Source organism: Paenibacillus sp. sgz302164, assembly GCF_056120505.1.
On sequence record NZ_JBVYOL010000035.1, the window covers coordinates 40,634 to 67,479 of the forward strand.

The 26,846-nt window shown below is 48.6% G+C and carries 22 protein-coding genes, 3 pseudogenes and 1 riboswitch; of the genes and pseudogenes, 19 read left to right on the plus strand and 6 right to left on the minus strand.

Annotation, left to right across the window (positions count from 1 at the left end; genetic code table 11):
- Positions 1–40 precede the first annotated feature (40 nt).
- From AC0LWT_RS34630 to AC0LWT_RS34665, 8 genes and pseudogenes are all read left to right on the plus strand, one after another.
- A complete protein-coding gene (locus AC0LWT_RS34630; RefSeq protein ID WP_474686197.1) occupies positions 41–469 on the plus strand; it encodes an ATP-binding protein in 429 nt (142 codons plus the stop codon).
- 13 nt (positions 470–482) lie between these two features.
- Complete coding sequence (locus tag AC0LWT_RS34635; protein ID WP_474686199.1) at positions 483–818, plus strand: STAS domain-containing protein; 336 nt, start codon at positions 483–485, stop codon at positions 816–818.
- A gap of 24 nt (positions 819–842) precedes the next feature.
- Positions 843–2,270: a PP2C family protein-serine/threonine phosphatase gene (locus tag AC0LWT_RS34640; RefSeq protein WP_474686201.1), complete on the plus strand. Its 1,428-nt coding sequence runs from the start codon at positions 843–845 to the stop codon at positions 2,268–2,270.
- Between the two features lie 213 nt (positions 2,271–2,483).
- A complete protein-coding gene (locus AC0LWT_RS34645) occupies positions 2,484–3,449 on the plus strand; it encodes an eCIS core domain-containing protein (RefSeq protein ID WP_474686203.1) in 966 nt (321 codons plus the stop codon).
- Between the two features lie 36 nt (positions 3,450–3,485).
- Positions 3,486–5,135, plus strand: coding sequence for a hypothetical protein (locus tag AC0LWT_RS34650; protein WP_474686205.1), 1,650 nt, complete (start codon positions 3,486–3,488; stop codon positions 5,133–5,135).
- A gap of 11 nt (positions 5,136–5,146) precedes the next feature.
- The gene (locus AC0LWT_RS34655; protein WP_474686207.1) at positions 5,147–5,665 is read left to right on the plus strand and encodes a YbjN domain-containing protein; all 519 of its coding nucleotides are present in this window, start codon (positions 5,147–5,149) and stop codon (positions 5,663–5,665) included.
- A gap of 235 nt (positions 5,666–5,900) precedes the next feature.
- Positions 5,901–6,371, plus strand: a pseudogene (gene tnpA / locus AC0LWT_RS34660) (IS200/IS605 family transposase).
- 413 nt (positions 6,372–6,784) lie between these two features.
- Positions 6,785–7,926, plus strand: a pseudogene (locus AC0LWT_RS34665) (IS630 family transposase).
- Positions 7,927–8,065: 139 nt separating this feature from the next.
- Here the strand turns inward: AC0LWT_RS34665 and AC0LWT_RS34670 are convergent.
- Both AC0LWT_RS34670 and AC0LWT_RS34675 read right to left on the minus strand, forming a co-directional pair.
- Entirely contained in the window at positions 8,066–8,650 is a 585-nt protein-coding gene (locus AC0LWT_RS34670) for a hypothetical protein (protein WP_474686209.1), read from the minus strand.
- Between the two features lie 80 nt (positions 8,651–8,730).
- Positions 8,731–9,537, minus strand: a complete 807-nt coding sequence (locus AC0LWT_RS34675) for a hypothetical protein (protein WP_474686211.1) — start codon at positions 9,535–9,537, stop codon at positions 8,731–8,733.
- A 405-nt stretch (positions 9,538–9,942) separates the two neighbouring features.
- On the opposite strand from AC0LWT_RS34675, the pseudogene AC0LWT_RS34680 reads away from it, so the two are divergent.
- Both AC0LWT_RS34680 and AC0LWT_RS34685 read left to right on the plus strand, forming a co-directional pair.
- A pseudogene (locus tag AC0LWT_RS34680) lies at positions 9,943–10,589 on the plus strand (transposase).
- 245 nt (positions 10,590–10,834) lie between these two features.
- Entirely contained in the window at positions 10,835–11,254 is a 420-nt protein-coding gene (locus AC0LWT_RS34685; protein WP_474686213.1) for a transposase, read from the plus strand.
- A 425-nt stretch (positions 11,255–11,679) separates the two neighbouring features.
- On the opposite strand, the gene AC0LWT_RS34690 is transcribed toward AC0LWT_RS34685, so the two are convergent.
- Together AC0LWT_RS34690 and AC0LWT_RS34695 are read right to left on the minus strand one after the other, a co-directional pair.
- On the minus strand, positions 11,680–13,173 hold the full coding sequence (locus AC0LWT_RS34690; RefSeq protein WP_474686215.1) for an alpha/beta fold hydrolase: 1,494 nt from the start codon (positions 13,171–13,173) through the stop codon (positions 11,680–11,682).
- Between the two features lie 14 nt (positions 13,174–13,187).
- Complete coding sequence (locus AC0LWT_RS34695) at positions 13,188–15,761, minus strand: diadenylate cyclase (RefSeq protein ID WP_474686217.1); 2,574 nt, start codon at positions 15,759–15,761, stop codon at positions 13,188–13,190.
- A 600-nt stretch (positions 15,762–16,361) separates the two neighbouring features.
- On the opposite strand from AC0LWT_RS34695, the gene AC0LWT_RS34700 reads away from it, so the two are divergent.
- The gene (locus tag AC0LWT_RS34700) at positions 16,362–18,863 is read left to right on the plus strand and encodes an SIR2 family protein (protein ID WP_474686237.1); all 2,502 of its coding nucleotides are present in this window, start codon (positions 16,362–16,364) and stop codon (positions 18,861–18,863) included.
- A gap of 131 nt (positions 18,864–18,994) precedes the next feature.
- On the opposite strand, the gene AC0LWT_RS34705 is transcribed toward AC0LWT_RS34700, so the two are convergent.
- Both AC0LWT_RS34705 and AC0LWT_RS34710 read right to left on the minus strand, forming a co-directional pair.
- Positions 18,995–19,969 (minus strand): bile acid:sodium symporter family protein, encoded by a 975-nt coding sequence (locus tag AC0LWT_RS34705; protein ID WP_474686219.1) that lies wholly within the window; start codon positions 19,967–19,969, stop codon positions 18,995–18,997.
- Positions 19,970–20,003: 34 nt separating this feature from the next.
- Entirely contained in the window at positions 20,004–20,330 is a 327-nt protein-coding gene (locus AC0LWT_RS34710) for a winged helix-turn-helix transcriptional regulator (protein ID WP_474686239.1), read from the minus strand.
- Between the two features lie 276 nt (positions 20,331–20,606).
- On the opposite strand from AC0LWT_RS34710, the gene AC0LWT_RS34715 reads away from it, so the two are divergent.
- The 8 genes from AC0LWT_RS34715 to AC0LWT_RS34750 all read left to right on the plus strand — a co-directional run.
- Positions 20,607–21,815, plus strand: a complete 1,209-nt coding sequence (locus AC0LWT_RS34715; protein WP_474686221.1) for a stalk domain-containing protein — start codon at positions 20,607–20,609, stop codon at positions 21,813–21,815.
- Positions 21,816–21,864: 49 nt separating this feature from the next.
- Positions 21,865–22,737 carry an SDR family oxidoreductase gene (locus AC0LWT_RS34720; protein WP_474686223.1) on the plus strand — a complete coding sequence of 291 codons (873 nt, stop codon included), beginning with the start codon at positions 21,865–21,867 and terminating at the stop codon, positions 22,735–22,737.
- Positions 22,738–22,856: 119 nt separating this feature from the next.
- A riboswitch (TPP riboswitch) is annotated at positions 22,857–22,955 on the plus strand.
- Between the two features lie 101 nt (positions 22,956–23,056).
- Positions 23,057–23,680 carry a thiamine phosphate synthase gene (locus tag AC0LWT_RS34725; RefSeq protein ID WP_474686225.1) on the plus strand — a complete coding sequence of 208 codons (624 nt, stop codon included), beginning with the start codon at positions 23,057–23,059 and terminating at the stop codon, positions 23,678–23,680.
- The gene (thiO, locus tag AC0LWT_RS34730) at positions 23,681–24,859 is read left to right on the plus strand and encodes a glycine oxidase ThiO (protein ID WP_474686227.1); all 1,179 of its coding nucleotides are present in this window, start codon (positions 23,681–23,683) and stop codon (positions 24,857–24,859) included.
- Positions 24,843–25,046 (plus strand): sulfur carrier protein ThiS, encoded by a 204-nt coding sequence (gene thiS / locus AC0LWT_RS34735; protein ID WP_474686229.1) that lies wholly within the window; start codon positions 24,843–24,845, stop codon positions 25,044–25,046. The genes thiO and thiS overlap by 17 nt, the downstream gene beginning before the upstream one ends.
- A gap of 5 nt (positions 25,047–25,051) precedes the next feature.
- Entirely contained in the window at positions 25,052–25,819 is a 768-nt protein-coding gene (locus AC0LWT_RS34740; protein ID WP_474686231.1) for a thiazole synthase, read from the plus strand.
- Between the two features lie 22 nt (positions 25,820–25,841).
- Positions 25,842–26,660, plus strand: a complete 819-nt coding sequence (gene thiD, locus AC0LWT_RS34745; RefSeq protein WP_474686233.1) for a bifunctional hydroxymethylpyrimidine kinase/phosphomethylpyrimidine kinase — start codon at positions 25,842–25,844, stop codon at positions 26,658–26,660.
- On the plus strand, positions 26,657–26,846 hold a 190-nt coding region (locus tag AC0LWT_RS34750; RefSeq protein WP_474686235.1), incomplete at its 3' end, for a thiamine phosphate synthase. The genes thiD and AC0LWT_RS34750, both read left to right, overlap by 4 nt.

A 26,846-nucleotide genomic window follows, 5' to 3' on the forward strand; every position in this document is an offset into this window, starting at 1 on the left:
GATATCCGCTTTGCGGACGGCGTTCGAAAGGGGCGAATCCATGGCGCGCGCATCGATTGTGCTGTGCAACGATTTGCAGGAGCTACAGCGGCTCGGCGCTTTTATCGGCGGCTTGCCGGAAGCTTTCGGGATGGATCGGCGGACTTTGTATCAAGTTAATTTGGCGTGCGACGAGCTTGTGACGAATACGATTTTGTACGGTTATGCGGAGGAGGAGGCGGGTAAACGTTCGATTCATATCGACGTTGCGCTCGCTGCCGATGGCTGGGAGTTGCGGATCGCCGACGACGGGCGGCCTTTTAATCCTTTGCTCAAGCCCGGCCCCGATATCGGCCTCGGTATCGATGAGCGCGGCATCGGCGGCCTGGGCATCCATTTTGTACGGCAGGTTATGGACGATATCCGCTACGAGCGGACGGACGAGTGCAATGTGCTGGTGATGAAGAAACTACGGCGGACGCCGGATTAAGGTGGGAATTGTTATGAATATCACGGAACAAATCCGGGGCGAGGTCGTGCTGCTGGGCATCGCCGGCAGATTGGACGCGAACCGGTCGGCGAGTCTGGAGTCCTGTTTTATGCAGCTGGTCGAAAAAGGGCGAACCCGGTTCGTCTTCGACCTGCATGAACTGGAATACGTAAGCAGCGCGGGTCTGAGAAGCTTGCTCGTCGCCGCCAAGATGATCAAGGTGATCCAGGGCCGGCTCGCTTTGGCACGCATGTCGGATAACGTCAAAGAAGTGTTCGATATGTCGGGGTTCAGCTCGATTTTTCAGATTTACGCGACGGAAGCGGAAGCGCTGCATGCTGTCGAATAGGTGCGGCGGCGGGAGGTGTCGCGCATGACGGACGCAATCCCGGGAGCGATGCTGCTGCTATTGATTTTGGCGGTCGGCGCATGGGCGGTGAGCGAGCGGAAGCGCCGCAGCGCGGAGAAGGAGCTTGGCCGGACGCTGCAGCTTTTTGAAGTGAGCCTGGAAGTGAATGCGACGATCCGCAAGCAGGATTTGCTTGCAAAAATTATGGAGACGACCTCGCGCCTGCTGCATGCGGAAGCTTCGTCCGTCATTTTGGTGGACCCGGCTAGCGGCGATCTGTTCTTCGATCTGGCGCTCGGCGAAAAGGGCGAGGAAGTCCGCGAAATTCGCCTGAAAATGGGCGAAGGCATCGCAGGCTGGGTCGCGCAAACCGGCCAATCGGTCAAAATCGACGATGCCGCTTCGGACGAGCGCTGGTCTTCGAAGGTGGCCAGGCAGGTCGAATATCCGACGCGCAATATGCTTTGCGTGCCTTTGATCAGCAAGGGCGAAATCGTCGGCGTCCTGCAGGTGCTCAACAAGCGCAGCCGGGGCCCTTTTACGGAGCGGGACTTGCATTTGCTGGAATCGATCGCTGCTCCGATTGCGATTTCTTTGGAAAACGCGATGCTCTACGACGCGCTTGAAAAGTCGATGGTGGCGCTGAAGACGACTATGGCCGCCAAGGAGCGGATGGAAAGCGAGCTGCGCATCGCCAGCGACATACAGATGAGCTTTTTGCCGAGACTGAGTTTGTCCGTAGGCGGCGACTCCGGCGGCGGTCCTGGCGGCTCTGGCAGCGTTGCCGGCTCTGCCGGGGCGGAGGTCAGGGCTGTCATTCGGCCTGCTCGCGAGGTCGGGGGCGATTTTTACGATTATTTTGCGATCGGGGATAACCGTTTGTTTTTTGCGCTTGGCGACGTTTCGGACAAAGGTATACCGGCCGCTTTGTTCATGGCCGTGACGATGACGCTGCTCAAAGGGAAAATGACGGCGGAGATGACGCCGGGGCAGCTGCTGACCGAGGTCAACCGGGAGCTGTACAAGGATGACTCCACGATGTTCGCGACGATATGCTGCGGGGTGCTGCATACCGGCACCGGGCAGCTGCTGTACAGCGACGGCGGGCACTGCACGCCGTATATCGTGAGGCGGACGGGCGAGGTGGAGCCGCTGAAGGGCAGGAAAGGGCTGCCGCTGGCTGTGATGGACGGCATGGCGTACGCGGATAACGAAGCCGTGCTTGCGCCCGGCGACCGGCTGTTTTTGTATACGGACGGCATTACCGAGGCCGAGGATGCGGAGCAGCGCCAGTATGGGGCGGCGCGCCTGCAGGAGCGTCTGGCTGCCGCCGGGCCGGATTTGCTGGGGGGCGTCGTGGACGATGTGGACCGTTTCGCCGACGGCGCGGTGCAGTCTGACGATATCGCCGTGCTCGTCGTATCCAGGAATCGGCAGCAATCCGATTTGTAACCTCAAAAGCCGGCAAGTATGCTATAGTGAAAGAAAGACGGACGCTGCGCTCAGAGACGGATCGGGGGGGCTGTTCGATGAACTCGGTGGACACAAAAGCAACTCCGCCCGCCAGACTTCCGGGGGAGCGCAAACATGCAGTTGCGGCAGGGGCGATTCAGCCCCGGCTCAAAATGACGGCTTTCCGGCGGAAAGCTTTTGGGAGGGATTTATATGCCATCGCACTACGCAAAAATGAACAAGCGGCCGGAGGCGGCCCCGCAAGCAAAAGCGGGAGCGGCGCACGCCCCGGGCAAAAGCGGGATGGACGGGCAGCCCGGCGCAGGTATTATCAATATGCAGCGGACGCTGGGCAATCGGGCGGTAGGCAGTCTGCTCAGCTCGCAGATGGCCGTGCAGACGAAGCTGACCGTAGGCCCTGCCGGTGATGCATACGAGCAGGAGGCCGACCGGATAGGCAAAGAGGTCGCCGACCGGATTTCGACCGCGGAAACGGGCGGCGGCGGTGCCTCCGCTTCGATTCAGCGCGACGAGCTTGAGGGCGATGAGCTGGAAGGCGACGAATTGCAGATGAAACCGTCTGCAGAGTCGATCCAGCGCGACGAGCTTGAGGGCGATGAGCTGGAAGGCGACGAATTGCAGATGAAACCGTCTGCGGAGTCGATCCAGCGCAACGAGCTTGAGGGCGATGAGCTGGAAGGCGATGAGCTGCAGATGAAACCGTCTGCGGAGTCAATCCAGCGCAACGAGCTTGAGGGTGACGAGCTGGAAGGCGACGAACTGCAGATGAAACCGTCGGCAGAGTCGATCCAGCGCGACGAGCTTGAGGGTGACGAGCTGGAAGGCGATGAGCTGCAGATGAAACCGTCTGCGGACGGTTTTGAGGCGGCGCCTGCCATAGAGTCGGAGATTAAGGCAAAGCAGGGCGGCGGCAGCAAGATGGGCGACAACGTTCAAGCGAAGATGGAGTCGGCGATGGGGGCCGACTTCAGCGGTGTGAACATTCATACGGATGCCAAAGCGAACCAATTGAATGAATCACTCGGGGCGGAAGCTTTTGCTACGGGCAACGATATTTTTTTCCGGGCTGGGCAATACAACCCGGACAGCCGTCAAGGCCAGGAACTGCTGGGTCATGAATTGACGCATGTGATTCAGCAGCGGGGCGGCAGAGCCTGATCGATACCATCACATCATAGAACGGAGTCATAGCAGATGGCACAGTTCAGTCATTCACGGCAAGCCGGCCTGGCTGCCGGAGCCCGGCAGGCGGAGCGGCATAGTACGGCGCCGCATGGAAGGAGCGGCGTTTCATCCGAAACGCAGCTTCTGGCGCCGCAGTTTTTTCTCCAAATGCAGCGTACTTTGGGAAATCGCGCGACACAGGCTTACGCCAACCGGATTATGAATCGGTCGGTCGGCTTATCGGCACTGCAGCGCAATCCGTCGGCCCCGGAAGAGGACAAGTTCAGCGGCCGTGTGGAGGCGCTGACTTTGGCGACGGATACCGTGAGCGAGAGCTTCGGGAAGCCGGCCGACGATCTGAAGGATGCCTACGATAAGAACGGCGATGAGAGCGTAGGACATAAAGCAGGTTCCATCGGAGCCGTCGGAAACACCGCCGATATGGCCGGGGGCATCCTGCAAATTATGAGCTCGATCAAGGAAACGCTTTCCATTTCCGGCGATCAGGACCGCACTGCGCATAATAAAAGATGGAATTACGCCGCCCAGGGCGTCAATATCGTTGAAGGGGCCGGCAAAACGGTCAGCGGTTCGACAGGTCTCGTCGATAAAGCCGCCAAATCGAGCGGCAGCCTGGAAGGCACCGGCAGCTCATCCATCGTCAGCGACTATGCGGGAACGGTTGGAGATGCGATTTCCGCGGTCAAGAGCGCGGTGCTGGCGGTGAAAGGCATCTATGACATGTACAGCAAGTACTCGGAAGAGGGCGGACTGACCAAGGGTGATAAGGCCAAAGGCGTGATCGAAATTATTAGCAACGCGATTCAATCCGCCCAATCGGGGCTTAAAGTGGCCAAAGGCATCATGGAGATTATGGAGACCGGTTCGGGCGCTGCTTTGTCAACCGCTATACCGGGCGTCAGCATTGCGGTGAGCGGCGTGAAAATTGCGCTGAAAACCGTCGACGTCATCAAGGCCGGCTTGAACCGTTCCGCGATGACGACGCTGAAGCGCAGCTTCAAAGACAAGCATGCCGGGGCTGCTTTTATCACAGCGAAAAGATGGTTCGGCGGGAACGCCGGCGTCGATAAAAAGAAGCTCGCCGAACATAAGCGTCAGCTTGAATTGAAAAAGAGCCAGGGCGATCCGGATGCGCAGCAGCAGCTTGACGAAATTGCCCAGTACGAGATGGCCAAGGAAATGAAGCAGATCAACGTGAAGCGCTCCAACCGCGCCGGCCTGCAAATCGGCCTTGAACTGACCAAAATAGCGGGCGATGTCGCCACGCTGACAGGAGTCGGCGCTCAGGTGGGGACGCCGCTGAAAATCGTCGCCGCCGGCGTTTCCGCAGCGATGCCCGCTGTCCGCTCGCTCAAGCAAATGGGCAGGGACCGCGCAGCGCAGGCGGGCGCCTGGGGGATTACCAAAGCGGTCTTCAACGCTGAGAAATCGACTGAGAAGAAGCTCGAAAAACGCACCAAAGATGCGGATTTGCTGATCGACATGATCCACAACTTGCCTGCGCTGGATGAAGATGACGCTGATATCGTTGCGCGGTATAAACAGGTACACAGCTTTGTCGAAGCAGCGGGAGTAAATTTGTTCGTGCTGGAGAAGGTTAAGAACGACCCTGACAAACTGAGAGAGAGCCTTGTCACGGCAATGGCTGCAAGGGAATAGGAGGCGGGCACATGCTGCCGGACATCGTACATGCGCGACATTTGGCGCAGCTTGGGTTTTTGAAAGATATTTTGGAGGAAGCGGGCTTGGCGGTGAATTTGCTGGAAAAGTCGGAGGCGATTCCGATCCACGTCCTGATGGTCGGCTTTCAGCAGGACAAGAAGGGCAGGGACCGTTTTCTGCATTTCAGCTTTTTGCCGCTGAACGAAGAAGACATTCAGGCGATTCAACTGCTGCAAATTTACAGTACATTGCCTTTTCGCCTGAAAGAAGGCCGGCGCGATGCGGTTGCGGCGCTTCTCCTTGAGGTGAACACGCGGCTGCCAATCGGCCATTTCGGCATCAACGAACAGGACGAGCTTCATTATCGCTATGTGTACAGTTTCTCCGCTTCCAAAACGTTCGAGGCCGACGAAATTTTGGAGATTGTCAGCTTGTTCATCTATATGTGCGACATGTTTGCCGACAGTATAGAACAGGTGGCGAGCGGCGAAGCGGACGCGGAACAAGCGGCGCAAGCGCTGCGCTAGCTGCTGTAAGCATCAAACCAGCATCGAAGAGGTTATCCGGAAGTTATGTGCGTTTAACAGAATTTGCAAGTTTTTGGGGGTAGCCGGAAGGCTGCCTCTTTTTGTATACGAAAACCCCCAGTTCGACTGGGGGTTCAGGAAAGCTTATAGCTATGAGTAGTCAATCCTTTGACCTCCATGATAAGATGAGTGCCGGTCTGCCAACCGCACAAAAAAAATTAAAGGAGAGCAAAGGATGGACGACAGCAGTCTAGCACATACGAAATGGAACTGCAAATACCATATTGTGTTTGCACCGAAGTATCGCAGACAAGTGATTTACGGAAAGTTGAAACGGGAAATAGGAAGGATCATTCGTCAGCTGTGTGAGAGAAAAGGGGTAGAAATTCTGGAAGCGGAAGCATGTCTGGACCACATTCATATGCTGGTGAGCATCCCCCCCGAAGTTTAGTGTTTCAGAATTTATGGGCTACCTGAAAGGAAAAAGCTCGCTGATGATCTTCGACCAATTTGCGAATATGAAATACCGATACGGTAGTCGCCAAATTTGGTGCCGTGGGTATTACGTGGATACGGTAGGACGAAAAAAAAATTGATTGAGGAGTACATTCGCAATCAACTCAGTGAAGATAAGAACTACGAGCAACTCACGATGAAAGAACTGATCGACCCGTTTACGGGGGAGTCGGCGAAAAAGGGCAGGTAACGTAGCCCCTTTAGGGGCCAGCCCGTGAAAGTCTCGCGGTTGGCAGACTTTCAGTGCGCCTTTGAGGCGCGTGCTTGTAACATGCCCTTATAGGGCTAATGGAAGCCACCGGCTAAGCCGGTGGTTATGACTTGTTTTTGGCGTGTTCAGAAGTGCGCATCTTCTTGCGAGTGAGAGTCCGGTCGCGGGAGAGGCCGTGGCAAACTTGTAAAAGAGCAGGCTAGTTGAGTGGCTCGCATGCAAGAGCCCAAGGCGCTGCTGCCTGGGAGCGTGAAGAAAGCCAGCAAAAGCAGCAGGTTTGCCGAACAGTTCGCACGCAAGGGCCCAAAGCACATTTGACTAGTAGTCTTTCAAATCAAATAGTATAAGTTGGATGAATAGGGTATAGTTATGCCAAAAAGAGGAATCCCAATATGCATCCGATCAAAAATCCCGTCCGTTTAACTGTGGAAGAACAAGCGAGCTTACGTACTTTCATCTCCAAGGGCAAAGCATCCGCTCGATCCATCAGACGAGCTCAGATCCTGTTGGCAGCCGATGAAAATAGGCCAGGCGGTTCCTTAAAAGAATTGGAGATAGCCGAGCGCATGCAAGTGCACGTCAATACCGTGTATAACGTTCGAAAAGCGTATGCCAAACATGGCTGGGAAGGCGCTATCGGAAGGAAAAAACGAGCGACATCGCCGATCCCTACGAAGGTTACCGGCGAAGTTGAGGCGAAAATCATCGCCCTTAGTTGTAGCGAACCTCCGAGTGGCAGAAGCCGATGGACGCTTACGCTTCTAGCCGACCGAGCGGTGGAACTGAATGTTATCGACAGCATTTCTCACGAGACCGTCAGGCAGGATTTAAAAAAAACGAACTCAAACCTCACCTTCGTAAATGTTGGTGCATCCCTCCTGAACAAAATGCGGCGTTTGTCGCGGCAATGGAGGACGTACTTGATGTCTATCAGTTGCCTTACAATGCTGACTGTCCAGTCATTTGTATGGACGAAAAACCTTATCAATTACTGAATGAAGCTAGAGAACCGATTCCGATGAAACCGACCAAGCTCTTACGGGAAGACAGCGAGTACGTCCGCAACGGGACGTGCAGCATTTTTATCTTCACGGAACCGTTAGCGGGCTGGCGTCATGTCGCGGTACGTGAACAGTGAACTCGAATCGACTGAGCGGAGCAAGTGCGGGAATTGCTTGAGATTCATTATCCGCAGGCGCCGACAATTAAACTGGTGATGGACAATTTGAACACTCACTCCATCGCTTCGCTTTACCAGGCATTCGAGCCTGAAATCGTCCGTCGCTTGGCCAAGCGGTTAGAGATCCATTACACACCGAAACATGGCAGTTGGTTGAATATCGCGGAAATTGAACTTAGCGCGATGTCCAGCCAATGTTTGGGACGACGCATCCCTTCGATCACCGAATTGGCTCACAAACTGTCGGCATGGGAACATGCCCGAAACCAAAACCAAAAGGGCGTGGACTGGCAGTTTACTACCGACGAAGCAAGGATTAAGCTAAAACGCCTTTATCCACAATTTAAGAGTTGAAAGGGTACTAGTGCAGCAGTTCGGATGCAAAGAGATGTGACATAAGACGAAAGAATTCTACTAATTTACACGGCCTAAACCTGCACGTCAGCGATACCGGAAACGGACTTCGCCTTTGGGTAGCAAGAATCCCCCGGATTCATCCGCGGGGATTGTCAAAAAGAGTAGAATCTGTCGTTTCAAGAAAGTGTACAATGTCTTTGAGCACAGCTTCATTTTCTTTCACAAAATCCTCGGAAGAAAGGCTTGAGGATGCTAAATGTGTAAGCTGTACATGAATGAGTATGTTTTTATATGAGAGGATCGAATTAAAGTCTCCTGTATTCCCTTGAACATCTGGCTTGTAATAAAGCAGGTTATTTCCCTGATTAACATCGGTATAAATCCATCCTGTAATCATCTTATACCCATTTTTAACATCTTCGTAAGTTAGAAAATACTGTGTTGAATCCTTGAAATCATTACGTAAAGTTAAATTTTTCTTCTTACCAAAAGACATCTCATCATTAGTTATAATAATGGTTGGATTTTTCAGTGTCGAATCGGTTAGCTTCATTGGAGCACTTGAAAATTGTAATTGGTCTTTTATAGAATTCACTACTTTTACGTATTGATCATAGGAAAGCACATCTTGTGTGTTCTTCTTATCAGTGCTTTTGCTATTGCAGGCAGTTAACGTAAGGACTATTGCTAAAACGATAATGGGATACCGGATTATTCTCATTACAAGCCTCCAGTTTAATGAAGTAACACTAATGAAATGAATTCATCAAATCATTCCATTAGTGTTTACTTATTATAACATCAATACTGGCCTGAGGTGAAATTCAAAACGGATGTGCTGGTATTGGATAAAGGAGACCATCCGCCTTCATTCGAATTTGAAATTGTATTTCCTGTAGCATAAAACGTTCCTGGGGTCGAAAAATACAAATATTCTTTATACTTCGCAGTCCCATTTGAATAGGCACCTGGCAAAGCAGCGTCAATATAACCTGTTTTTCCAGGAGACACGTCAATTTGGTAAAGTATTGTAGAAGTGGAACTGGTAGTATTAGTTGAGGTATACGAACCTCCAAAAGTAACACCTAGCTTTTCAAAATAATTTTGTTTGAGTTCTGCGGTGGCACTAACTTGAGCGGTAACTGCCCACTGTGAAGTAACGGCGGTTGCTTGTGAGTAACTTAGTTTTGCAACACCTCCGGTACCGTTGTAAGCTTGCGTATGACCAACATTATAGTGATAAGCATCTTGAAAACCGTAATCCATTACGTAACTGTTAGGGATATATTCATAATAATAACTGCCATTCCAATAGTTATTCGCACTGACTTCACTATTCGCTGAAGAAAAAATATTAGTCCCGGTAGAAATAATATTAGTCCCGGTAAATGGAGAAACATCCAACACAGTTTTATTTCCAGATGCATCAGTTTTATAGCCTTTGAACGGTGCGATAGGATCTTGGGTTACTTCCCCTCTCGACCAAGTTCCTTTTAATTCTGGTGTCTTATCTTTTGCTGCAAAGGTCGGCACACTTAAACTACATGATAGTACCGAAATGGCGAGAAGTGAACACGCTTTCTTGAACATAGAACTTCCTTTTCTCAAATTAATCCTCTCCTTAAATATAATTATGAGGCATTAAATCGGATTCCCAAATATTGGATTATAGGAATCTTTTAAAACTATATACTATACTGAATTAGAAGTCAATTATTATTTCAATATAATAAAATAATTATAATTTAGAATAAATTGGATTTAAAGGGACAACGTGAAAGTTTTTATGCCTCTTCGCTAAATGATGTTGGTTTGAAAATACAGAATACCGCCGATGCTAGGAATAATCTATGAAAATTCCTGTGCGGAGGTCTGTTGAATGGAAAAGATGCAAGAAGATCTGGATATGTTTCAATTGGCGTTAGATTGAGGAGCCATGGTATGTAAGCTATCGAGAGCTCGATATAAACGTGGAATTGCACTATAGGGCTGATTGAAGAGTTTTGCTGCGATATGTCCGCTGCCTTCATATCGGGAATAGAGCAACATTTTCCGAAAGCGCAAATCACGTTCGATAAATTCCATGTGATGAAAATGGTAGGTGATGCTGCTGATCAAGTTCGCCGCGAAGAACAAAAGGAAGTCGATGAACTCAAAAAGAGTCGCTATGTCTGGTTAAAAAATGAAGATCGTTTAACGCCTGAACAGAAGGAAAAGCTGGTGAAGCTAAAGGATATGAACCTCCTGACAGGAAGGGCATATCGGATTAGACTGGCATTGCAAGAACTATGGACTTACCCTGCCATATTAGCTGACCTGTATTTTGGTAGCTGGTACAGTTGGGTAGTTCGCTCCCAGATCGAACCCATGGCCCAGGTAGCAAAATCGCTAAAACGACACGAAGAAGGTATTTTGCGATGGTTTCAAACCAAGATGACCAATGTCTGTTAGAAGGGCTCAATAGCCTCATTCAGGCCACAAAATGTAAAGCCAGAGGGTTTCGTACGGTTGAGAATTTCATCGCCATGGCCTATGTAACAGTAATAAAATCAAGATTGCAGTACAACCACATTAAAGTAAAAAGAATCGCTTCAGCGTGGAGACACAACCCGCTCATCTCGCCGACTCGATTCCCTTGTCCGCTATGGTTTTGCTCTTGAGCAAACATTTGAAAACCGTGCGGCGTTTGTCGCGGCAGTGGAGGACGTACTTGATGCCTATCAGTTGCCTTACAATGCTGACTGTCCAGTCATTTGTATGGACAAAAAACCTTATCAATTACTGAATGAAGCTAGAGAACCGATTCTGATGAAACCGACCAAGCCCTTACGGGAAGACAGCGAGTACGTCCGCAACGGGACGTGCAGCATTTTTATCTTCACGGAACCGTTAGCGGGCTGGCGTCATGTCGCGGCTACGTGAACAGCGAACTCGAATCGACTGGGCGGAGCAAGTGCGGGAATTGCTTGAGATTCATTATCCGCAGGCGCCGACAATTAAACTGGTGATGGACAATTTGAACACCCACTCCATCGCTTCGCTTTACCAGGCATTCGAGCCTGAAATCGCCCGTCGCTTGGCCAAGCGGTTAGAGATCCATTACACACCGAAACATGGCAGTTGGTTGAATATCGCGGAGATTGAACTTAGCGGGATGACCAGCCAATGTTTGGGACGACGCATCCCTTCGATCTCCGAATTGGCTCACGAACTATCGGCATGGGGACATGCCCGAAACCAAAACCAAAAGGGCGTGGACTGGCAGTTCACTACCGACGAAGCAAGGATTAAGCTAAAACGACTTTATCCACAATTTAAGAATTGATAGGGTACTAGTAACGCGAAGAAAACCAGCAAAAGCGTAGTTTTGTAGAGCAGCTCGCACGCTGGAGCCCAGGGCGCAGCTGCTTGGGAGCGTGAAGAAAACCAGCAAAAGTGCAGTTTTTTGCCGCATGAAATGCTTGCGGCGAGATATTCCTGCACAATCCAGGCTGTTGAGAACCCCCCTTTTTTCCTGGATGCTCATAAAAAGCACCAGAAGTATGAGCTAAATACCCCTCTCAGATCGTTTTAAATCAATTTTTTCTCTTCGAGATGAGTGCCCTCCCATATAAAAATTGATCTGAGAGGAAACCCGTTAGACTTTCTCAACAGCCTGACAATCGCAGGCTTTTCGCCAAAATGAGCCACTTTCGCGTAAAAAGCCTGCACAATCGCAGGCTTTTTCGAAAAACGGGGTGCTTCCTTTGCCTATATCACACAAGCAGGAGCGTATCCAGGATTCATAAAATCATATACTTGTATGGGGCCAACAACCGTCAAATAATGTCCAACAAAAACAGCTACACCAAATGGACAGTTTAGGTATAAATCAATTTTTTCAATACCCTGTTGTTTTAATCCATCCACAGCGGCTTTAACTTCAACTGCATATGAGACTGCCTGCTCCGCACCGCTTATACTCCGCTGACCCACCCCAGATAGAGGAGTCAAATTGATTAGAAGCTCATATTGAACATCCGTTTGTATCAAATGAGCAATAACTGTCTTTTCAATATCGTTACTGACACTGAGTACCACAATAGCACGTTTGCCGCTGGAATTGTTTCCCATCTTTCGTTTTGTATTCACTTCATACGAAGGATCACGTCTCAATGAGGACCATATTTGCCCCCCTTGCGCTACTTCGATCACCGCACCTCTTGCCTGAGAAAATCTACTGCCGATGAGAATTCCTCCAGGCAAGCAAAGACTAGCATACACCCGTACGCATCCTTTCGTAGCAGCTCGATTCTGAGACCAATAATCAGCGGCTTCTCCTAACGCCTTTCCCATAATACTCCATTCGGATGTTGAAGGCAGTTTCCTTGGAGATGCATATACATCGAAATATTCAGTCCAATTCAACTCAATCTGTGGCTGGACTTCATATTGTTGTTTGTCATATCCATGTATATGAAAAATCATTGCTTTAGAACTTGTAGTTCGAGATTCTAGATGCTTCTGCAAGAAATCACGGATTGTCTTATAAACTGTGCTGCTGCTATCAACCTTGCATATGCTCGAATGTCCCTCATCGACAGCAACTACTTCTGCGCCTAAATATAACGGAGTGGAGGATGCGTTCGCTACTACCTGATCACGCTCCCCGCGCAACGCAATCTGTGAGATTTTGTGTCTTAAATTTTCTGGGAGGGCCTCCATCCCGCCTCTATAAGCATACTTGTTCCAGTTCCCTTCAAGCAGGGCAAGTTGTGGATTTTTCCGACGCAATGATTTTATTTGCCTATTGGCCAACCATTTTGGAAATAACTCAGCCAATCCAGATCCATGAAAAGGAACCGATAAGTAAACAGCGCCTTTTACAGTTTTCAGATTGATATCATCAAATGTCTCGTAGCGGTTCACAATATACTGCTGTACCACTAACCCGCCCATACTGTGTGCTACAAATACAATATCCTTCCCAGGCAAATCGACCTGAATATCCGAGTACAATAGTTCTGCCACTGTCTTGAAATCATATTGCTGAGGCTTCAAGCCAGTACGATAGCCATAACTGTAAAATTCCGCTTCTCTTAATACAGGATCTTGTTCCAGTAATTCAATTAGTGTTTGAGATTGGGAATCTTTTCGCCAAGTATCGTAAGGGCTGCCCCCTATGCCATGTACAAAGATAACCGCGAATCGGCTGTCTGTACGTCCGGTTCCTACTTTTATGAGTTGTGCTTTCTCTATACCCATTGTTTCTCCTCAAATTATTCATCTTCTGGCTGCTGTTGATTAATACCATACTGCTCTAAAGCAGTAGCTACTTCAGGGTTTTCCTCGGACAGTTTAATCCCGTATTCCTCTAACAACTTTTTGAGACCTTCGCTATCATGCTTATCATTCTTCTTTTCCGAATACCTGGCGAGGGCATGTAAAAATAATGAGACGTCCTTTTTGATAAGTCTTTCTATCAACTTGAGAGTGGGTTCTTCTGAATATTCAATTTCGGAACTTATATAGTCATTAAGAGCTTCGTGTAAATTCCCCATATCTTCGTGTAGATACCCACGATTTCGATAGAGTATATACTTATTGCCCCTACTCATTTCTATTGCTTTTGTATAGTCAAGTAAAGCGTTGTTGAAATTAACTGTCTTCATCTTTTTGTCAGATAGTCTCCCAATTCCAGTTAAGGCAATGGCACGTTGATTATAATCGTTAAAATAAATCTCAGAATCGACTGTCGCTTCTAAAATTATCTCAATTTGTTTCACTACATCTCTGAAAGCTTGCAGTTTACTGTCTGCAGCAATTCCATCACTCAGGCCGTGTCTAAGAAAAGAAGTTGCAAGAGCGCGATTATAATCCAAAATAAAACGACCACACACCTTCAAACCTTTGTCATAATAATATGCTGCTTTGAGAAAATGATTTTTCTTGAAAAATGTTTCTGCTATTTTAAAATAATGGTGATGGTCTATAGTGGTTTCGCTTTCAACTTTTTGTAGACGGCTATCGTAGTCTTGAAGGGTTTCTTCACTAAGTTCATCATTACCTTTAATATCGCTTATCATTGCCCTCACCAACTGACGTACAACAGCTTCGTTTACCTGCTCTGGGATCAGATTGACCATGCCGTCCTCCGAAATGATGGCGATGACGCACCCTTTTTTATCTGATTTCAACTTTTCAAGATAACGGTGTGCCGAATGAAACCTAGCTCCTCGACTTGCGTCTCCCAGATGCGCTTGCGCCAGTCCATCCAAAATCACACCAATAGCGTGACAAGCGCCCGTTGTGTCAAAATAAATCGCACCGTCAATGGAGGTGAGATGTTTAATGAATGCCGGGCTAATTTCAGTAGGAAGGATCGGGGTAGACTGTTTTCGCAGCTTTTGCAATTCACTTTCCGCGGTTATGTCATCCGTAATTACAACCATAGTTCCGCTTTGTTGCTCAGTTGCCTTCTGAATGATAAGCCGGAGCTTTTCAATCTCCTTTTCAGTGATAGGGCGAATAGCTCCCTTAAATTGAGCTTTCATAGTGCGTTCAAAAAGCTCAGGCGTAAAGCCCCCGGAACCAATTCCCGGATGTTTAAAAGAAATACTGGTTAATTTGCGAGATACAATTTCTAAGTTCATGGTCATTTTGAATATTTTTGCTTCTTCTTCTGCCACAACACGAGCGTCCGTATCTTCCTTCTTCTCCGTTGTGACAAGAAGAAGATCATATCTGGATATTCCCTTAAACTCCACTTTGAACAACAGATTATTCCCAAGCTGGCCCCAATCTATTTCACCCACACCATAGATGGCTGTATCATCGGCAATCAAGTACAAATCTCTCTCGTTGTTCGTAAGCTCAAGTAATTTTCTAATTCGCCGGGCATCTTCTAAATAAATAGGTTGATGATTTTGAAACCTGATTGAATATTTAACAAGCTTGCTATCTTCCAGCATGCTAGTATTGAGGAGCAGCATACATCCAAACGGATTCTCGCCTTCATACGTCCTTGTAGAAATTCCATCAATTTTTTCAAGCAAGTTGTTAATATAATACTGATTTCTTTCCGTTTTTGTTAATTCACTATCCGTACTGGAAACATTGTCTAGATTAACTCTATTTATGATAAAGTCTTGTATTTTTCCGAAAAATAAGCGGGCCATCCGCTGGAGGAACTGACTACTGTCCTCTTTGTACTTGATTTCAATTTCAATATCCTCGTTATCCTTATTAATAAATAACAATTCCTGATCGCTCGAAACTTTATAATAGTCCTTGAAATAATAATCCAGGATCATTCTAAGGAAAGATAACTGTGGTCTTTCAAGATAAATATATCGTGTTACCGAATCTGTATACTCGATTGACAGGATGTATTTAATAGTAGAATGTTTATCATCTATTTCAAGCTCAAAACTGTTGGAGTAGTAAATGTTCCATTCATTTGATTCTTGTCTAGGCGGGTACTCCTCATTCATTTCAATTGCGGCTCGCCCCTCACTGACATTGGACTCAGATAAATGACCTATTGGACGCAAACTGGATTTAAAACTAGCCGTGTCAAGATGAATAAGGAATTGCTTTAAATCTGTATCTGGATCCTCATGGACTAAACCCAGTTTTTTTAAAACCTCCGCTGGGCCGTTTAGTTCTTCTTGAATGATTTCGATTTCTTGACCATCACTTAAAACACTTTTAACTCGAACTGTTTTATTACAATCCTGATTCTCGTCTAAAACGATAGCATAGAGCTTTAAATCTAGCCTATCATCAAGTTTCTGCAAGATCCGTTCCAAATTTTCGTATACTTTCTTATTTATGTATTCAAATACCTCCAAGGAAAACAAGGCCCCTTTCTAAGAGCATCATATCAAATCCTGAAAGAACCATCTCTTTTATTCAAATTGGGTTGTAATATTTACCAAACAATAATACCATAATATGCCGCTTTATTCCTGTTTTTTTATATGAAAAACGGTAAAAACCATTCTAATCTTGTACTGTCGGTTAGTGAGATGAATAATATGAGGTAGAATTTCAAACAAGAAGAGCTTCACTACTATTTACAGTAGCAAAGCTCTTCTTATTGTGGATTTACCATATAGAGGCGAACCGTGGATTAAATCCACAATTCTACGGCGGGTGATGCTTAGGATATTTGGTAAGGGAGCTTGACATCTATAGGTACGTTACCTACAGCGATAATATTACAAAACATTTCATCGCACGCGTGATGATCGGTTAAATGAGTGATGACTTATTTTGATTATGGAAACCAGCCAAGTAACTCGATCGAAAGGAAACATAGTTGACATTTTGAACGTACTTGTTTTGACTAGAGCAGGAATTGAATTCATAAATAGGTTCCTCTTGTAAACCAATATATGTAGGTGTATGCTTTATCTAACAATATAAGAGGAGAGATACCTTTGAGAATAGTGGACATTAACGACTCCAATTTGCAAAGCGAACTACTCATTTACTTCAAAAAAAAATCACTCATCCCAATCCTTGGTTCCGGGTTCTCTAGAGGTGCCAAATCAAAAAATGGAATTGTTCCCAACGGAACAGAAATGATTAATTATATGAGGCAGGAACTAAATGCGGTTTTAGACCCAGAAGATTTCAAAATAGTAAGTTCATATAATTTCAGCAGCTTGTCCGAGGCATACTTTGAAAATATCGAACCAAGCAAAATATACAGTTACCTTAGATCTTGTTTTACTGAAGTACAGCTCGCTGATTCACAAAAGAAATTTCTAAGTCTACACTGGCCTCATATATACACCTTAAATATAGATGATGCTATTGAAAATAATCTTTCGGAAATTGAAGTTATACTCCCTTTTAAAAACATAAACACATTTTATAGTAATATCATAGACGAAAGAACTCATCTATTTAAATTACACGGTGATGCTAAAGAATATATTAAACATAACCACAAATGTGTTTTATCCACTACTTCCTATTTGCAAAGCTTTCAAGAAAATAGAGAGTTACTAAGCAGAATAGGAAGTGATATCAAGTCGAATTGTGTATTTTTCCTTGGATGTAGCCTTGATGATGAGTTAGACTTGTTATACCAATTAAATATTGTTGAAAGTAGCTATGCCCCAGATATTAAAAATACATATTATATAACAAGTGAGGATCTTGAAAACTCCAAGATAAAAACTCAAAAACTAAAAAAATTTGGTGTTGATACAATTATTAAAGTAACTGATTATAAGGATTTCTATAATATCCTTATCAAGATAGGTAATGATGCAAACAAACTGTCTGGTGAAGACACTTCATATTTTGAAAACCCTAAAATTGTTAGAGAAGATAAAGGTTATAATAATAGAGATGTTAACATTGAGTATTTTTACAATTCAAATTACTACTATCGTAATTTAGAATCTGAAAGAGAAATTAGATTACCGTATTATGTTATTGACAGAGACTTATTTAACTCAGAGAAATATTATAAAGATAATTTATCAAATAAAAGTTTAGTTATCATCCAAGGACATAGATTCTCGGGTAAAACAAGCAGTTTGCTTAGATTAGCTGAGAAGCATAGTAATCGAAACATTTACGTAATCCCATCTGGTAATTCAATTAATACCAAATTCATACATTCCTTACTAACTAAACAAGATACAACCATTTTTCTTGATACAGGGGTTATCGACAACACTGGTTGGAGTATTATTAAGCAGAATATTCACACTCTCCAGACTAGAAATATAAAGTTTGTTATTGCAATTGATTCATCCGATGAGTATCTGTACCAGATTGAGCTTCTACTATCAGACGAGGAATTTGCGTCAAAAATAAGTATTAATACCTTGAAAAATACATTTTCCCCCGATGAGACTACAACATTAAATGATAAATTAAGTGACTGTGTTATTCCTGAATTTAAATCACATGCAAGTAAAAACAGTCAAAAAAGAGACAAAAAAAACATGTACTCTCCAACCATTCTAGATAATGTGTACGAAATATTAAATTTACAACATACTGCTACACCGTTAAAAAAAATAGAAGATTTGGAAGTGACTGAACAAAAATTAATGTTATTGATTTTGTTAGCCACAAAATATCGACTCTCTTCAACTGAACTAGAAAAGTATAGACTAGACAAAATTGCATATGAATTTATTAACCAAATCACTCCCATTGCACATTTTTATCAAACTCTAAGTATTGAAAGATCAAATGAAGATAGCTCAGGAATAAAACTAATTTGCAATTCCCGTTCCTGGATCCTACACAGTTTAGGTCAATTCTCTTTACATAAGACAAATCAAGAATTAATTTCAAATGCTTATAAAACTATTGTCAAATTGATTATGTATCATTATCAACAAAATCCCAAAAAGGCACGCGAAGAAGTTGGTAAGTTCATTAAATTTGATGATATAAACGATATCTTTCCGAGAAAAAATAAAGGCTCACTGCAGTTAATACAAAGAATTTATACAAATTTAGAAGATATTTTATCGGAGAATTACCATTTCCCACATCAACGAGCTAAAAGCTTGTCGTGGCTTAACAATCTAGAAGATTTAAAAAAAGCTGTTGACTATGCAACTGTGGCACTTCGAAATATTGAAATAACGCATCATGGAAATTATGAGTCCAACTTTTCATATATGCATGTGTGGTACACACTTGCCACTATCAATACTAAAATTGCTTTGGTGCAAAGCTACAATTCTTTGGCGGCTAACATTGCAGCCCTAGAAACTATATATAAATCTCTTTCATACAAAGAAAACTTGAACTATTTAACAAGTAACATTAAATCTAATGCTTCAATTAATATTAAAGACTTTATTCAAAATTTAGCTTTTCATCAAACACTTGATTTAGAGAGTCGTCATAAATTAAATGAGTTAACAAATATTCTACTACATTCAAAACTGAAAATACTCTCAACTAAATAACCGTTGTTCTATATAGCTAATAACAAAAAGGAGCCTGCCACCTTATTTCAGTGGCAAAGCTCCTTTTCATTTTTGTGGATTTGGCTTATGGAGGTGAACCATCCCGAACCCCCGCCCGAAAAATCGTACCGTCAAGCCTTCCTCGCCCCGGCAATGGAGGGGGCTTCCGAAGGGCCGTAGCGCTTGCCCAGCAAGTAGCCGAAAAGCGAGGCAAGCAGCTGCTGGAAGAGCATGCCCAGCACGACCGGGATCGCGACGGGAGCGGGAAAATAAGTGACGGCCAGCACTGCGCCAGCGCTGATGTTTCTCATGCCGCTGTTAAAAGTCAGCGCAACGACGGTGTCGCGCTTCCAGCGCATCCAGCTGGCGATCAGCCAGCCGAGCACATACCCGAGGGTCGCCAGTGCGAGAACGAATAACGCCATGCCGACCAATTTTACGTTGAAATTCCGCAGGTAAGGTGCGACCACAGCTCCGTTAATGGCGACGACGATGCCCATGCCGATTTTGGAAAAGGGACCTAATTTCGGTCCGAGTTGTTCTTTTATTTTTCCCCGCGTCCATTGATTCAGCAGCATGCCTACTACGGAAGGCAGCACAATCATGAAGAACAGCCCGCGCATCATCGCCCCGATATCCATCTGCACTTTGGCCCCGATCAGGGCGGAAAGCGTATAAGGCACAACGAACGGCGAAAGGATGGTGTCGACGAGAATGATCGACAAGGTTAGAACGGTATTGCCGCGGTAGATGGCGACCCAGACGAAGCTGGTGATGCCGGTAGGTATCGCAGCCGCCAGCAGCAGGCCGGTAATCGTCAGCGTATCCTCGGAGTAGACGACATGACCGAGTCCGAAAACGGCCAAGGGCATAATGACGTGAAGCACGAGCAGCGTTGTCACCAGAGGAAGCGGGTGAACAACGACTTTTACAAATTCCTTGAAGCTGGAGCTGATGCTGCCGGAAAACGTCATAAACGCAAAAATCCACGGTGATAAATATGCATACCCTGACAAATGACCGCCCAAAAGCACGCCGATCAGCAAGCTCGCAGGGGTAATCAGGGGTAAAATTTTCTCCAGTTGTCTATTCAACTGCACTAGCATGAAGCAGGACTTCCTTTCTCAATAGGTCGATTCGTTACAAAAGCTGGGAGTCTGAGCCGGCATGCTTTCCCGCATTCTCCTCCACATATTCAACCCCCCAATCCCCCAGCATCTGAATGACCGGAATCAGTTTTTGGCCGATGGGAGTGAGCGAATATTCGACTTTCGGCGGAACCTGACGGTAAATCTCACGATGGAGCAGCCCGTCGCTTTCGAGATCTCTAAGCGTGTTGGTGAGCATCGACTGGGTAACGTCCGGTATCGCTTTATGAATCTCGCTGAACCGTTTCGGACCATCGTGCAGCAGCCACAGAATAATTACCTTCCATTTTCCGCCGATCAGGCTTTGCGCAGTAAACATCGGGCATTTCAGAAAATTTTCGCCATACTTCGCCAATTCATATTCCTCCAATACTACGGTTTTTGATAGTATCTATTAAAAATAACAGTACTTGTGATTATATTAAGTATCAATTATTCTACTATTGTAGCAAATATTTAACGAGTATACATTCGTTTTTTAGCACGGGGGAGATCCCGGACAAAGGAGGAGTGGCGCAAAATAAATAATGCCTATTTTTTTGCATTAACATGTAACTGATTTGATTACATAACGAATCGAGGCGGATCCAAAATAATGAAAAAGCATATTGCTTCCAGCCTGTTAGCCGGATTATTTCTTATATCTTCTTCCATGCCTGCTTTTGCGGCTAATGCCGCCGGGGATATCAGCATCGTGATCGACGGGCAAAAGGATACATTTGCGGATGCTCCGATTTTGCAAAACGATCAAGTTTTGCTGCCGTTGCGGGCTGTCGTGACGAAACTGGGAGTCCGGGACGATAACGAGCATATTGTCTGGAATGCGGATGATCGAAGCGTCACGCTAAGCAAAGACAAGACGAAAATTCATATCCGCGTGGGCAGTAAGGAAGCGGCTGTAGATGACAAAACGGTCCAACTGCCGGCGGCGCCGATTTTGTCCGAAAGCGGCAAAACGTACGTTCCTGCCGATTTCGTCAAACAAATCCTGGGCAAACAGGTGAAATGGGACGCTTCGGCCCGATCCGTCATCATCGCAACGAGCAATAAGGACAAAGCGGCCGCGGTGCTGAAAAGCTTCGAAACCGGAGATCCGGCGGCCATGGAGAAATGGATCAGCCCGGACACATACATTCAGCATAATCTCGCTTTCCCAAGCGGCAGGGAGACCGTGATCGAGGCCACCAAGCAAATGAAAGGCGCGGGCGTTACGTATGATATCAAAAGAGTGCTCGAAGACGGCGATTATGTGGCCGTTCATGCGGAGGTTAACCTTTTCGGTTCCCAAAAAGCGGTGTTCGACATCTTCAGATTCGAAAACGGCAAGATCGTCGAGCACTGGGACAACCTTCAAGATGTTGGCGCGCCTAACCCGAGCGGCCATACGTTAGTGGACGGAAGCGCCGAGGTCGCCGATCCCGACAAAACTGAGGCGAACAAGGCTTTGATCAGCCAGTTTTACGAGGATGTGTTCATGGGCAAAAATCCGGCGGCATTCCCGACCTACTACAACGGCGACAATTACATCCAGCATAACCCGATGTTTGGGGACGGGGTGTCGACAGTGATGAAGGCGTTCCAGGAAATGGCCAAGCAGGGGGGCGCTTCCGGTTCGTTTAAAGTTCAGAAGCTTATCGGAGAGGGCAATTTTGTTTTGGTTGTAAGCGAAGCAAGCTTTAGCGGTTCGGATACTGCGGTCTATGACCTTTTCCGGTTGGATAACGGTAAAATCGCCGAGCATTGGGACATCATCGAGGCGATTCCGCCGAAGGATCAGTGGAAAAATACGAACGGAAAGTTTTAACGAACGGCTGACTATTTTCTAAATTTGAAGCGAAAGGAACGATGAGTTCATGTCTATTGTAATTACGGGTGCTACAGGTCAACTCGGAGGTCTGGTTGTTCATCATCTTTTGGATAAAAAAGTGCCGGCGAATCAAATCGTCGCGGTCGTCCGCAATGTGGAGAAAGCTTCTGCGCTTGCCGAACTCGGCGTTGAATTGCGTCAAGGAGACTATAACGACCGGGCTTCGCTTGAACGAGCTTTTGCCGGCGCCTCCAAGCTGCTCTTCATTCCGAGCCCCGACGCTCACGATGAAACGCTGCGTATGGCTCAACATACGAATGTAGTCGAAGCGGCTAAAACAGCCAAGGTTGGTCATATTTTATACTACGGCTTTGCCTTTGGCGAACAATCCAACATGGCTCTTGCTCCAATGCATGTGTCAACGGAAAAACTCATTCTCGCGGCAAATATCCCGTACACGTTCCTGCGCAATTCACTCTATACGGACGTGTTCATTACCCCTCAGTCGGTGGGCGCAGCCGTACAGTTCGGAGCATTGGTCACGAATGCGGGCAACGGGAGAGTCAATACGGCGACTCGGAACGATCTTGCCTTGGCCGGTGCCGTGGTTCTTTCGCAGGAAGGTCATGAGAACAAGTCCTATAACCTGACTGCAAGCGAAACGTGGAGCTTCGGCGAGCTTGCGCAGGTGATTTCAGAGGTATCCGGCAAACAGGTTGTCTATCAATCGGTTTCATACGATGAGCAAAAGGCGATTCTGCTGCAAGGCGGGCTTCCGGAGCCTGTAGCTGCCTTGTTCGCGGGGATTTTCCAGGCGGTTGCCGAAGGCGAGACATCCAAAACGTCGGATGACCTGAAGAACCTGATCGGCACGTTGACTCCTCTTAAAGCAATTGTCAAGGAAATTTTACAGGGTTAAAAGCATGCTTCGCGATGGGCCGAGATTTTCCATAAAATCGACCGGATCTGAATGATCTATTTTCAATCTGCGTTCTTCGTGTTATGATGGATAGCAACTGAACAACTGAATCATTGAAAGCAAATCCCTAGGGGCGCCGTAAGGCTGAGACAGAGCGATCTGAACCCTTTGAACCTGAACTGGGTCATACCAGCGGAGGAAAGCGGACTTTCGAATAGATGCGGCATTTGATGTTTTTTTGGAGTGCGGCGCCAGCGATAACCACTTTTCTTCGGAAAAGTGGTTTTTTTGTTTGTATCGGAAAGGAGCCTATCAGCGGATGCCGGGTAACGAGCTTCATGTCATATCGACGGGAAAACAGAATTGGGCCGAGCTGGCTTCCATCGCGTCGCGGATTTGGCCGTACGTGACGGCCATTCACATCAGGGAGAAAGACAAGACGGCTGAAGAAATTTTGCAGGGAATTCGTCAAATCATGGCGGCTGGGGTGCCTTGCTCGCGGATGTACATGAACGGACATCCTTCCTTGGCGGCGGAAGCCCTGCTAGGCGGCATTCATCTGCCGGGCGATTCGCCGCCGCTTCCGTCGGTTCGGGCGACGAGCCCCGCGAGCTCCGGCCGGGCCGGTTTTTCGGTGCACAGCGTCGAAGAAGCGCTGCAAAGAGAGCGGGAAGGGGCGGATTACGTCATGTACGGGCACATTTTCGCGACGAATTCCAAGCCGGGAGCCGCCCCGAGAGGGCTGGAGCAACTGCGCGAAGTTGCGGCGCGCACGGCGGTCCCGGTCATCGCGATCGGCGGCATAACGCCGCAGCGGGTGGAGCCGGCGCTGGCCGCAGGAGCGGCCGGGGTGGCCGTGATGAGCGGTATTTTGGAAGCGGCCGATCCGCTGCGGGCTGTGCAGGCATACGCGAGCAAACTGAAGCGCGAGGAGGAGAGATAAGTGAACATCACTGACAAGTCTGATGTGATTATTGTCGGCGGCGGCGTGATCGGCTGTTCGATTGCCTACGAACTGGCGAAGCGGGGGCAGCGGGTGACGCTGCTGGAGAGAGGCAGGCTGGGTGCGGAAGCTTCCTCCGCCGCAGCGGGGATGCTCGGAGCGCAGTCCGAGATGGAGGATACCGGCCCGCTGTTTCAATGGTCCAGGCAGAGCCGCGGCATGTTCCCGCAGCTGGCGGAAGAACTGAAAGCGGTAACCGGCATCGACATCGGCCTGATCCGCGAGGGGCTGCTGCACGTCGCGCTGACGGAGGAGCAGCGCAGCGGGCTGCGGGCGCGAGCGCAGCTGCAAAAGGCCGCCGGCGAGCGGGCCGAGTGGCTCAGCGCCGCCGATGCCGTCCGGCTGGAGCCGGAACTGAGCCCGGACACGCTCGGGGCGTTATATTTGCCGGACGACGGGCAGGTGGATGCGCCGCATCTCGCGCAAGCGTTGGCGCAAGCAGCTGCGGCGCTCGGCGCGAGGCTGCGGGAGTACGCCCAGACGCTCGGGCTGCTCGTCCACAAGGGCCGGGCGGCCGGCGTCATGACGAGCGACGGGCCGCTGCACGCCGATCAGGTCGTCGTCGCTGCGGGAACTTGGAGCGGACAGCTGCTCTCCGGTATTGGCGTCCGGCTGCCGATGCACCCGGTAAAAGGCGAATGCTTTTCCGTCCTGACGCACAAGCCGCAGCTGGTCAAAACGCTGTTCTCGCACGGCTGCTACATCGTGCCCAAAGCGGGCGGCCGCCTGGTCGTCGGGGCGACCGTACTCCCAGGCAGCTACGACCGCAAAGTATCGCTCCACGGACTGAGCCTGCTGCTGGAGCGGGCGCAGCGCCTGATGCCCGGCATTGGCGAAGCCGAATGGGAGAAGGCGTGGGCGGGGCTGCGGCCGCAGGCAGGGGATGGCCTGCCTTATATCGGCAAGGTGCCGGAATATGAGGGGCTTTTTATCGCGGCGGGACATTACCGGAACGGCATTTTGTTAAGTCCGTTAACCGGCAGGATCATGGCGGATATCGTTTTGGACGAGGAATCCGGGGACGTGGCCGGGTGCCGCGAGTGGCGGGATGCTTTTTGTCCGCGGGCCGCGCATCGGGAAAATAGAAAGGAGCTGAGCGCTATTGAAGCTGCACATTAACGGCCAGGCCGTGGAGGTGCCGGATACGGTAACGACGGTGAGCGGGCTGCTGGAGCATTTTGAATTAACCGGTAAAATGCTCGTCGTGGAGCTGAATCATGCGATCCTTCAAAAGCAGGATCACGACGGAGCCGAAATCGCCGAAGGCAGCAAAATCGAAATCGTTCATTTTGTCGGAGGGGGATAATGACAATGTTAAAAATAGGATCTTATGAATTCACATCGCGATTGCTGCTCGGAACGGGGAAATTTCCCGATTTTCATATTCAAAAACAGGCCGTCGACGTTAGCGGATCGCAGATTTTAACGTTTGCGGTGAGAAGGATGAACATTTTTGAGGCGAGTCAGCCGAACTTTTTGTCGATGCTCGATGTAGAGCAGTTCACGCTGCTGCCGAATACGGCCGGCGCCAAAACCGCGGAGGAAGCGGTTCGCATCGCCAGGCTGGCGAAAGCTTCCGGCCTTTGCGACATGATCAAGGTCGAAGTGATCGGAGACGAGCGGACGCTGCTGCCTGATCCGGTCGAAACGCTGAAAGCGTCGGAAATGCTGCTGGAAGAAGGCTTTATCGTGCTGCCGTACACTTCGGACGACGTGCTGCTGGCCAAACGGCTGCAGGAGTTAGGCGTGCATGCGATTATGCCGGGAGCCTCGCCGATCGGCACAGGGCTGGGCATCGTCAATCCGCTCAACCTGAGCTTCATTATTGAACAAGCGAAAGTGCCGGTCATCGTCGATGCGGGAATCGGTGCGCCTTCGGATGCGGCATTGGCGATGGAGATGGGAGCTGACGGAGTGCTGCTGAATACGGCGGTATCCGGCGCCAAAGACCCGGTAAAGATGGCGCTGGCGATGAAGCTTGCGATAGAAGCGGGACGCGCCGGTTTTGAAGCGGGGCGCATTCCCAAAAAACGTTACGCTTCGGCGAGCAGTCCGATCGAAGGGTTCAGCCGAGTGTGAAATATAAAGGAGGGAATTAACTATGTCCACCATTTATAAGGCGCTTACCATTGCAGGTTCCGACAGCGGAGGCGGGGCGGGCATCCAGGCCGACCTCAAGACGTTTCAGGAGCTGGGCGTATTCGGGATGTCGGCGGTTACGGCCATAACCGCGCAAAACACGCTCGGTGTGCAGGGCGTATACCCGCTGCCCGTAGAAGCCGTGGAACGGCAGCTGTCGTCAATCGGCGATGATTTGCCGCCGGATGCGGTCAAGACGGGGATGCTGTTCAGCAGCGACATTATTCGTGCGGCCGCAGCCGCGATACGGCGGTACGGCTGGAGCCGGGTCGTCGTGGACCCGGTTATGATCGCCAAGGGAGGAGCTTCGCTGCTGCAGCAGGAAGCGATCGACACCATGATCGACAGCCTGCTGCCGCTGGCGGCGGTCGTAACGCCCAACATCCCCGAAGCGGAGGCGCTGAGCGGGGTGAACATCACCGATACGGCTTCGCGCAGAGAAGCCGCAAAGCGCATTCATCAGTACGGCTGCAGGAACGTGATGATCAAAGGCGGCCACGACGCGGAGGATGCGGATTACGCGACGGATCTGTTGTATGACGGCGAGACGTTCACCGAGTTCACGGCGCCGCGCATCGCAACCCGGCACACGCACGGGACGGGCTGTACGTTCGCTTCAGCCGTTGCGGCCGGGTTGGCGCAGGGCTTTGAAGTGCCGGAAGCGGTCCGGCTGGCGAAGCAGTTCATTCAGGCGGCGATTGCCGAGCCGCTTCATATCGGAGGCGGGCACGGCCCGACGAACCATTGGGCTTACGGACGCCGGAAACGGGGTGGCGTATGAAATTAAGCGAAGACCGGCTGCGCGATGCGCTGCGGCTTTATTTGGTTATGGGCAGCGCGAACTGTGCGGGGGCTGACCCGCTTGAAGTGCTGGAAGCCGCCATTGACGGCGGCGTGACGATGTTCCAGTACCGCGAGAAAGGCCTCGGCGCCCTGGAGGGCGCGGCCATGCTCGCGCTGGGCGCAC

Bases quoted from the DNA above. Each gene is read 5' to 3' on its own strand.
- AC0LWT_RS34650 (WP_474686205.1), top strand. From the start codon at position 3,486: ATGGCACAGTTCAGTCATTCACGGCAAGCCGGCCTGGCTGCCGGAGCC.
- AC0LWT_RS34725 (WP_474686225.1), top strand. From the start codon at position 23,057: ATGCCGGGTAACGAGCTTCATGTCATATCGACGGGAAAACAGAATTGG.
- AC0LWT_RS34635 (WP_474686199.1), top strand. From the start codon at position 483: ATGAATATCACGGAACAAATCCGGGGCGAGGTCGTGCTGCTGGGCATC.
- thiD (WP_474686233.1), top strand. From the start codon at position 25,842: ATGTCCACCATTTATAAGGCGCTTACCATTGCAGGTTCCGACAGCGGA.
- AC0LWT_RS34640 (WP_474686201.1), top strand. From the start codon at position 843: ATGACGGACGCAATCCCGGGAGCGATGCTGCTGCTATTGATTTTGGCG.
- AC0LWT_RS34715 (WP_474686221.1), top strand. From the start codon at position 20,607: ATGAAAAAGCATATTGCTTCCAGCCTGTTAGCCGGATTATTTCTTATA.
- AC0LWT_RS34670 (WP_474686209.1), bottom strand. From the start codon at position 8,650: ATGAGAATAATCCGGTATCCCATTATCGTTTTAGCAATAGTCCTTACG.
- AC0LWT_RS34685 (WP_474686213.1), top strand. From the start codon at position 10,835: ATGTCGCGGCTACGTGAACAGCGAACTCGAATCGACTGGGCGGAGCAA.
- AC0LWT_RS34645 (WP_474686203.1), top strand. From the start codon at position 2,484: ATGCCATCGCACTACGCAAAAATGAACAAGCGGCCGGAGGCGGCCCCG.
- AC0LWT_RS34705 (WP_474686219.1), bottom strand. From the start codon at position 19,969: ATGCTAGTGCAGTTGAATAGACAACTGGAGAAAATTTTACCCCTGATT.
- AC0LWT_RS34630 (WP_474686197.1), top strand. From the start codon at position 41: ATGGCGCGCGCATCGATTGTGCTGTGCAACGATTTGCAGGAGCTACAG.
- AC0LWT_RS34655 (WP_474686207.1), top strand. From the start codon at position 5,147: ATGCTGCCGGACATCGTACATGCGCGACATTTGGCGCAGCTTGGGTTT.
- AC0LWT_RS34710 (WP_474686239.1), bottom strand. From the start codon at position 20,330: ATGTTTACTGCGCAAAGCCTGATCGGCGGAAAATGGAAGGTAATTATT.
- AC0LWT_RS34740 (WP_474686231.1), top strand. From the start codon at position 25,052: ATGTTAAAAATAGGATCTTATGAATTCACATCGCGATTGCTGCTCGGA.
- AC0LWT_RS34690 (WP_474686215.1), bottom strand. From the start codon at position 13,173: ATGGGTATAGAGAAAGCACAACTCATAAAAGTAGGAACCGGACGTACA.
- AC0LWT_RS34720 (WP_474686223.1), top strand. From the start codon at position 21,865: ATGTCTATTGTAATTACGGGTGCTACAGGTCAACTCGGAGGTCTGGTT.